We start from the raw sequence: 8,530 nt of genomic DNA on the forward strand, positions 1-8,530 counted from the left end.
AATATTTATAAAGCCCGCCAAATATAAAATTTGGCATTTTCAACAAAAAAGATAAAAGCAAAATATTATATTTGGCTTAGTACCAAACCGAAACGTATCGCTTATCAACTGCCCTACGTTTCTTATACTGACCGTTATACACAATAAAATCAATTATTTGAAAATAGTAGAACTATCTAAAGAAATAAGAAATTTACTGGAGCAATTTGACGCTCCTCAAAGACTTATCAAACATCTAACTATTGTTAATTCAACTGCTTTACATATAGTTGAACAATTAAACACTGAATGGCCAAACTTGGAGTTAAATAAAAAAGAAATACTATTTGGTGCATCCACTCACGATATCGGAAAAGCTGTAATTACCGATGAACTATATAAAAAAGGTAAAAAGCATGAATCTAAAGGATTTGAAATACTAAAGGAACTTGGTTACAATGATGAGGAATCAAGATTTACAATAACTCACGGAAATTGGGAGAATCAAGGTCTGAAAATAGAAGACCTTATAGTGTGTTTATCTGATAAAATTTGGAAAGGAAAACGAGTGAATGAATTGGAAGAACGAATAACAAACGAAATTTCTGAATTAACTAAAACCGATTTTTGGGATGTTTCAATGAAGTTTGAACTAATTTTAGAAAAAATCGCTATTGGATCAGATGATAGAATAGCTTGGCAAGGAATATAAAATGTGTATAACAAAACCTAAAAAACATTGCTTACCGATTTTATTACTTTGGAAAATCAATCTCAAAACCAAAATTTAGGTAAATTTATAAACTAATCGCTAAAACTAACGCCACGTTTCTTAGCCGGAACGTTATGCTCAATTAATGTTAACTCGAAATAAAACTAAATGTGCTTAAATAATATAGATTTGACATTAATAAAGGACATTATTTTAATTATTGGTTCTTTGACTGCGACAGTTTTTACTATTAGAAGTTTCAGTAAGTGGAAAAAAGAACACAAAGGGAAATTAAAATATGAACTATCAAGAAACTTATTGAAGTCAATATATGATTTAAGAGATGACTTTAAAGGAGTCAGAAGCCCGATGATACTTGCTTCCGAATTTTCATCAGAGCATCACATTTCCGAAACAAAGGAATCAGAAAAGTACAAATTCATATTTGAAAACAGATTAAAACATCTTCAAAAAAGCTACAACACATTTCTTAGTCTTTTGCCAGAAGTTGAAATTGATTATGGGACGGAAATGAATGAGCTTTGTAAAGAACTTATAAAACACATTACCAATTACCATTTCAAAATGACTGAATTTATTCAGTTAGTTGATAATTGGGATTTAATCAATAATCCTTATCACAAAGAATTAAACAGTATAATTTTTAATAATACTCAAAATAACCCAACGACTGATTCTTTTAATAATACAGTTGATAAACTTAAAGCACAATTATTGAAAGAAATAAAGAAGTATTAAACTAAAAATCGACTAACTCCTTCAACGAAACTTCCAAAGCCTTAGCGATTTCTAAAAGTGAATAAATAGTTGGATTGACTTTTCCATTTTCCAACTTTTCAAGTGCTTGCCTGTCTTTATCGCAAGCTCTAGCCAAATCGGACTGACTCCAACCCTTCTGACTTCTTAGCCTAACAATCCGCTGGCCGATTTTCTTTTTAAGTTGTTCTTTATTCACAGAACAAATGTCAATTAATTATACGACAATTTTGTCATACAAAAGTTTGACAACTCAATTTTAATTATTATGTCTGTCATATAAATAGTTGACAGTTGAGTAAATTCAGGATTTTAAAAATATACAGTAAATTTCGCTATCGAAGATGGGGAAAGAACTATACTGTACCTGAAATTAGACTTGAAGGAAAATGGCTTGAACAACTTGGTTTTGAACAAGGAAATGAAGTGCTAATCGAGCAGAAAAAGAATGAGCTAATAATAACAGTGCGGAAAGAAAAAAGAGCATAACAATATATAAGAAAACATAGGGCTTTTATTTTTAATCGAAAGGTCGGTGTCTATTTGCAATGTCGCCAATTATAAAATTTTGGCATTTACACAAAATGATAAAAGCAAAATATTTATATTTGGCTTAGTGCCAACGTGAAACGTATCGCTGATCAACTGCCCCACGTTTCTTATATTTGGTGTTGTGTGGCATTGGAAAAACCAAAATGAAATGAATGAAACAAGACGAGAATATCTCAAACGATTAAATATCGTCTTGAATTTCATAGAAAATAATCTTGACACTAACCTATCACTCGAATTTTTATCTAAGAAAACGCATTATTCAACTTACCATTTTCATAGAGTATTTTTGACAGTCGTAAACGAAAGGCTAAATGAATACGTTAATAGAAAGAGGGTTGAACGCATTGCCTCAATTTTGTTGGTTAATCCACCCCCTTCTTTAAAAGACTTAGCCTACAAATACGGTTTTAATAGTGATAATTCTTTTTCAAGAGCATTTAAGAAATACTATGGCATTAGTCCAACGAAATTTAAATCTGAGGGAAAAGAATTACTTAGCAAGATTGGTATAGAACCTTTTTCATCAGAAAAATACATTTGTTCCATTGATAATATTAAACAATGGATTAAAATGAATACACAAATAACGATAAAAGAACTTCCAGAATTAAAACTTGCTTGTATATCGAATATTGGACAATTTGAAAAAGCAGGTAGTATGTTCCAAAAATTGATGGAATGGGGACATCAAAAAAGAGTATTAGATACTTCAAATTTTAAAGCAATAACAATTTATCACGACAACCCTAATGTTACCCAAACTTCAAAATTAAGATTCAGTACTTGTGTGACAATTAGTGAGAGTATTAATGCGGATGGAGAAATTAGACAAATAGACTTAAAAAAGGGCGTTTATGTAGTTGGTCATTTTGAAATTAAAGGAGAAGAAATTTCAAAGGCTTGGAAAAGTATGTGTGTTTGGGTAATTGAAAATGGTTATGAATTTAGAGATGGAGATTATTTTGAAATATATCATAATGACCACAAAACTCATCCTGAACAGAAATTCATAATGGATATTTGTATTCCACTCGAAAAAACAGAGAATATTAGACTTGAAGAAATCAACAATGTAAATCTGTCGAAAAACAACTCTCAAAACCAAGAATGCGAAAACAACTTAGATTATCATCAATTGATAAACTATATGAAAGAATTGAGACTCTTTTTCAAAAAGAGTATGACACAATTTTTAAACTCGAGAAGATTTATCAAGGAGACCCCAATTTTTCCTACTTTTCTCTAACAACAGAGGAATTAAAAAAGCAAAAGCTTAAGTTCGTTATCATCTTAAATCATAAAGAATTGTATTTTTCAATTTGCTTATCGGGTCAAAACAAAAGCATTCGAAAAAAATATTGGAAGATTTTTAAAGGTAGCGACTGGAATAAATATCATTTGGCAGAATCAATTGAGGATAGTCTGTCAATTATAGACCAAACCACTGTAGAAAAGCCTGATTTTAACAATAAAAGAAATTTAACTGAAAAGATTGAAAAGGAATCGATGAAGTTCATTAAAGAACTAAAAGATATACTTGAATAATAAAAAACGACCTGATCGATCTAATAACTTGTACCAAATAAACAAAAACTTAATCATATTTATCTTGCAAATCAAATGAACTTATGTATTTTTGTCTACAACTTTACATAAATAGACATGTTGATAGAATTTAAAGTCTCAAACTACCGTTCTATTGGAGATGAGCAAATACTAAGTCTTATTCCAGACAAGAAAAAAGGAGATTCTTCAGACAATATAATTTCAAAAGGAAAGCATAATGCTTTAAATGCTATTGCGATATATGGCTCTAATGCAAGTGGAAAAAGTAACTTACTTCTTTCTATGAGTCTACTTGACAAATTAATTCATTTATCTGCTAGGTCTTCTTCTACGACAAAATTACCTTATGACCCTTTTTTACTTAGAAAAGGCTGGGAGAATAAGCCCACAAAATTTGAAGTCACATTTATTATTAATCAAATAAAATATAGATATGGTCTTGAATTTTATAGAGACCAAGTAGTTTCAGAATGGCTATATAGAAAATCAGTCGGTAGAGAAGTTTATTTATTTTTACGACAAGAAGATATTATAGATACTTCATCTGCCTTTAAAGGGAAAAACAAAATAATTGACACTGCTATTGAAGCAACAAGACCAAATGCTTTGTTTCTATCCACTTGTGATATGTTTAATATTGATGAGGCAAAAGATATTTTTCAGTGGTTTAAACACTTTCAAATGATTGATGGATTGAATACTGAAACAATTAACACAGTTACTTTATGGGACAATAAAGGATATCAAAGTAAAATTAATGACTATATGACTAAACTTGGATTAAGTTTAGTAGAAATTGACATTACGACAAAAGATTTTGATTCGTCTGAACTTCCTGATATCTTGAATGAAAACGAAAGAGATAAATTAATCAAGCAATTAAGTGGTTCTAAAAGTTTCACGATTTATGCGAAGCATAAAGTATATAATTCAAAAGGTAAAGAGACAAATGATACTTTATCTTGGAAATTTGAAGAAAGAGAATCGGCAGGAACAAATAAAGCATTTCACTTAAGTGGTCCCATTTTATGGACATTAACTAAAGGTGGTGTTTTAATTATTGATGAAATTGAAGCAAAGTTACATCCTATTATGACAATCGAGACTATTAATCTTTTTTTAAATAAGGACACAAACCCAAATAACGCTCAATTAATTTTTGCTACTCACGACACAAATCTTCTCACATATTCAAAACTAAGAAGAGACCAAATATATTTTTCAGAAAAAAACAATTGGGAATCTACTGAAATATACTCTCTATCGGACTTCGTTTATATAGATAACACAAAAGAAAGACCTGATACAGATAAAGAAAAAAGATATTTTGAAGGAAGATATAAAGCTATTCCAATTCTTTCAAATTTTCATTCACTAAATTTAGGTTCTGATGGCAAAGAAAGGTAAACTTAATAAATTTGCTAAAAAAGAAGCAAAAGAGAGGCCTATCAGATTTAAACGCTATGAATATTTATTTCTAATAGTTTGTGAAGATGAAAAAACTGAACCTTCATATTTTAAAGAATATAAAAAACAAATACCTGAGGAAACATTATATTTAAAACCTGTTGGTACTGGTAGAGACCCTAAAGGTGTAGTTGAAAAAGCAATTGAAGAAAGAGATAAATTAGCAAAGGAAGCGAACAAAGAAGTAGATTGTATTTGGGTTGTCTTTGATAAAGATGACGCTGATGAAAATGCAACTAAAATTTCTAATTTTGAAAACGCATTTGAAATAGCTCATAATCAAAATTTCAAAATAGCATATAGTAATGAAACTTTTGAATTATGGCTACTACTTCATTTTATAGATGTAGATAAGAATACTCCACTACCAAGAGCAGAAATATATAAACAATTAAAAGAGGAGTTTCAAAAAATAGAAGAATACAAGGATTACGAGTACGATCATTACACAATTGACGAGCGAACTATTGAAATAGTTTTTAAATCTGGTAACCGAGATTTAGCTATTGAACGAGCAAATATATTGATGGAGCATCATAAAGAAAATAAACCAATTGAAGCCAATCCAAGTACAAAAGTACACTTACTTATTAGCGAGTTATTACAGTGGATAAAATACTATTCTTATACACCATAAAAGTAGTAAAACCTACACACAACAACGGTAACCGTTGCACAACCCTCTAAATTTAGAAAATCAGACCTTGAATAAGCTCTTTTAAGACAACAGAATTTTCAATTAACAATATTGAACTTGAGATTTTGAGTGACTTAGAAAAGCTTGTTTTAGCTCTTTGAGGAGGTTTTTAAATAAAAAGCACGAAAAGGAGGTTTTTATCCCACTTTCTACATCTTTTTTAATGAATTTTAGGTACTTCTTCAGGTTATAAGCTATAGCGGATAACTGCATCACCTTGTTAGCTTGTTGAATACCTATTGTATTGATCTTTCGCAGCCCCATAAATTGAGTAAGCGTACCAAAAACTGGCTCAACTGTACTTTGACGTTTCGATTTCATCGATCTGCCTTTAGGGGTCTGTATTCTGGCTATGTTTCGTTCATATTCTTCTCGATAATAAGTAACGGTGATACGCTTTTCTTTAGCTGATTTGCCTAAACATTCGTGCCTTAGAGGACACTGAGAACAGATCTTACTCGATATACGATATTCCTTCTTCTTGGTTTGAGTGCGATGATCCATGAATACTTTTTTAAAGGGAACTGCTGAACCATTAGGGCATTGGTAATGATCTTGAGATTCTATATATTCAAACCCCTCTGGACCGCCTTTGTAGGTGCCATGCGGTGGAATATAACTGGCAATACCTTTGCGCTCTAGATAGGCATAATTCTCTCCACTACTATAACCCGTATCTGCTAATACATTTTCTAGTTTAAATCCAAAACGCCATAAGCGCTGACCTAAGCGATCTAAAATGTCTGGTAAATATTGACTGTCTTTACCATCGGCATGATATGCTTTGATATCCGTGATCACATGGTTGGCTGTGTCTACACTTAATTGGCTACTGTAATTTAGTTTTCTTGCTTTACCTAGCTTAACACTGATACGAGCATCAGGATCTACTGGGCTATAATGCGTTTTATTACTCGTATAACGACTCCCTTTATTTCCCGATCCCTGACGACGGGTTTGCGTCTTACGCCAATGTGCATTCCTCGAAGATATGGACTTAAGCTCGTGTTCACTTGCCTTAATACTACGCTGTACTTCACTTGCTTTATTTACTTTTGACTTTCTATAAGTCTCTCTATCTCCATAACTGATGTGACGAATATTTGCTAGGTGAGTTTGTAAATCCGCTGCGGGAACTTTTAACTCTAAACTATCCATACTTGCATTAGCCTTTATGGGAGCGGAATCTATAGCCTGAGTACTTCCTTTAACCATCCCCTTAACAACACACATCTCAAAAATATGAACGAAAACTTGTTCAAATACCGATTCAGGAAATAGTTGGCGGGTACGACTAAGGGTAGAATGCCATGGCAATGACTCATCGATATCGTATCCTAAAAAATATAATATATCCAAGCGCATACTACAATGATCCATAAGCTTACGATCGCTAATGATATTTTCTAAATAACCTACCAAACATAACTTGAAAAAAACAACTGGATCTATACTCTTTTGACCGCTTGAACCATAGTAAACCTTCGTTGTACTATATAAAAAATCTAAGTGTAGTACGTCTTTTAAGCGCCTGTAAAAATTGGTGGTAGGTACTCGAGTACTCAACTGAAAATGACTGAATAATTTTTCTTGATAAACCTTGACTCCTTGCATACATTAAGATACAAAATATCAATATCTTTAGCAAGACATGTGCAACAGGCACCGTTGTTAGGTACTTTACTTTTATCCAATGACTATGTTCCATGGTCTAATATCCCACTTTTCGATAATTCCACTTTTAACATATGGATCATTTTTAGCAAATTCTTCAACAATTTTTTGATCAAGAACATTAAAAATCAGCATTCCTCCGTTCGAAGGATTCAATAAACCTCCTGCTAGAATTAATTCACCTTTCTCATATGCCTTTTTCATGAGTTGTATATGTTCATTTTGATATAGCTTTTTTTCTTCGTTAAAATTTTCTGAAGCTCTGTAGTTTAAAATGTAATATGTTTTCATTTTGTATAATTTATTACAAAAATCAACATTAATAGGTGGCAAAGAGGTGATCTATGTCACAGTTTTATTTTCGAGAAGAGTTTAAGCGGCTCAGTGTTTCTCTACTCACTCCAAGGTAAGAAGCTATCGATTTTTTAGATAGTTTTTGGATTAATTCAGGGTACTTTGATATAAATTCCTCATATCTTTCTTGAGCATTAGAACTTAACAAATTCAAAATCCTTTTTTGTGAAGCTACATTTGAAAGGTTAGATTTTATTCGGAAAAAATTCGCCATTTTATGAGATTCAAAACATATTTTTTCACGATTACTTAAGCTTAGTGATAGTACTGTAGAAGTAGCAATACAAGTTACATCAATTGAGGCTCTAGTCTTATTAAAAAAAGCATTATAATCTGTTATCCACCAATCATCCATGGCAAATTGTATAATGTTTCTTTTTCCATTTTGATCGACGTAAGATGCTTCAAATAGTCCCTCTACAACCCAATATACATTTTCAACATATTTATCTCTTTCTACTAAAAAATCTTTTCGATTTATTTTTCTAGTTGCAAAATGTGAATATATGTATTCATATTCTTGATCTGTCAGAGAAATAATTTTTTCAATATGTTTCCTAAACTTTTCTTTCAAATATTTTCAGAACTTAGATTGGTTCGTATTGTACCTAACGGACTTGTGTATGAAACGTAGCGTGTAAAAAGACACTAACACTTCGGATTAACACAGAGCCGAATTTTTAAATTTTGTTTTTAACTTATCATTTTTTAAAAGCCAAATTAAAAATTTAGCGGACTTTCTAAAAATA

At 31.2% G+C, this 8,530-nt stretch carries 11 protein-coding genes; 7 read left to right on the forward strand and 4 right to left on the reverse strand.

Annotated features, from left to right (window positions below):
• Nucleotides 1-157: 157 nt before the first annotated feature.
• Both BVC87_RS22680 and BVC87_RS22685 read left to right on the forward strand, forming a co-directional pair.
• A complete protein-coding gene (locus BVC87_RS22680) occupies nt 158-691 on the forward strand; it encodes an HD domain-containing protein (RefSeq protein WP_075344686.1) in 534 nt (177 codons plus the stop codon).
• A gap of 189 nt (nt 692-880) precedes the next feature.
• The gene (locus BVC87_RS22685; protein ID WP_143569891.1) at nt 881-1,450 is read left to right on the forward strand and encodes a hypothetical protein; all 570 of its coding nucleotides are present in this window, start codon (nt 881-883) and stop codon (nt 1,448-1,450) included.
• A gap of 1 nt (nt 1,451) precedes the next feature.
• Here BVC87_RS22685 and BVC87_RS22690 read toward each other — a convergent pair whose 3' ends face one another.
• Nucleotides 1,452-1,667, reverse strand: a complete 216-nt coding sequence (locus BVC87_RS22690) for a helix-turn-helix domain-containing protein (protein ID WP_075344688.1) — start codon at nt 1,665-1,667, stop codon at nt 1,452-1,454.
• A gap of 95 nt (nt 1,668-1,762) precedes the next feature.
• On the opposite strand from BVC87_RS22690, the gene BVC87_RS22695 reads away from it, so the two are divergent.
• The 5 genes from BVC87_RS22695 to BVC87_RS22715 all read left to right on the forward strand — a co-directional run bounded on the left by BVC87_RS22695 (nt 1,763) and on the right by BVC87_RS22715 (nt 5,693).
• Nucleotides 1,763-1,957 (forward strand): SymE family type I addiction module toxin, encoded by a 195-nt coding sequence (locus BVC87_RS22695; RefSeq protein WP_075344689.1) that lies wholly within the window; start codon nt 1,763-1,765, stop codon nt 1,955-1,957.
• Between the two features lie 211 nt (nt 1,958-2,168).
• Nucleotides 2,169-3,269 carry an AraC family transcriptional regulator gene (locus BVC87_RS22700; RefSeq protein WP_075344690.1) on the forward strand — a complete coding sequence of 367 codons (1,101 nt, stop codon included), beginning with the start codon at nt 2,169-2,171 and terminating at the stop codon, nt 3,267-3,269.
• Complete coding sequence (locus BVC87_RS23980) at nt 3,158-3,568, forward strand: DUF7000 family protein (protein WP_394331647.1); 411 nt, start codon at nt 3,158-3,160, stop codon at nt 3,566-3,568. Before BVC87_RS22700 ends, BVC87_RS23980 begins: the two co-directional genes overlap by 112 nt.
• Before the next feature lie 117 nt (nt 3,569-3,685).
• Nucleotides 3,686-4,996, forward strand: coding sequence for an AAA family ATPase (locus tag BVC87_RS22710; RefSeq protein WP_075344692.1), 1,311 nt, complete (start codon nt 3,686-3,688; stop codon nt 4,994-4,996).
• Nucleotides 4,980-5,693 carry an RloB family protein gene (locus tag BVC87_RS22715; RefSeq protein ID WP_075344693.1) on the forward strand — a complete coding sequence of 238 codons (714 nt, stop codon included), beginning with the start codon at nt 4,980-4,982 and terminating at the stop codon, nt 5,691-5,693. Before BVC87_RS22710 ends, BVC87_RS22715 begins: the two co-directional genes overlap by 17 nt.
• A 102-nt stretch (nt 5,694-5,795) precedes the next feature.
• Here BVC87_RS22715 and BVC87_RS22720 read toward each other — a convergent pair whose 3' ends face one another.
• From BVC87_RS22720 to BVC87_RS22730, 3 genes are all read right to left on the reverse strand, one after another.
• A complete protein-coding gene (locus tag BVC87_RS22720; protein WP_075344694.1) occupies nt 5,796-7,367 on the reverse strand; it encodes an IS1182 family transposase in 1,572 nt (523 codons plus the stop codon).
• 72 nt (nt 7,368-7,439) lie between these two features.
• Entirely contained in the window at nt 7,440-7,718 is a 279-nt protein-coding gene (locus BVC87_RS22725; protein WP_075344695.1) for a YciI family protein, read from the reverse strand.
• A gap of 64 nt (nt 7,719-7,782) precedes the next feature.
• Nucleotides 7,783-8,355, reverse strand: coding sequence for a Crp/Fnr family transcriptional regulator (locus BVC87_RS22730; protein ID WP_075344696.1), 573 nt, complete (start codon nt 8,353-8,355; stop codon nt 7,783-7,785).
• Between the last annotated feature and the right edge of the window lie 175 nt (nt 8,356-8,530).

Source organism: Tenacibaculum agarivorans, assembly GCF_001936575.1.
Taxonomy (GTDB): Bacteria; Bacteroidota; Bacteroidia; order Flavobacteriales; family Flavobacteriaceae; genus Polaribacter; species Polaribacter agarivorans.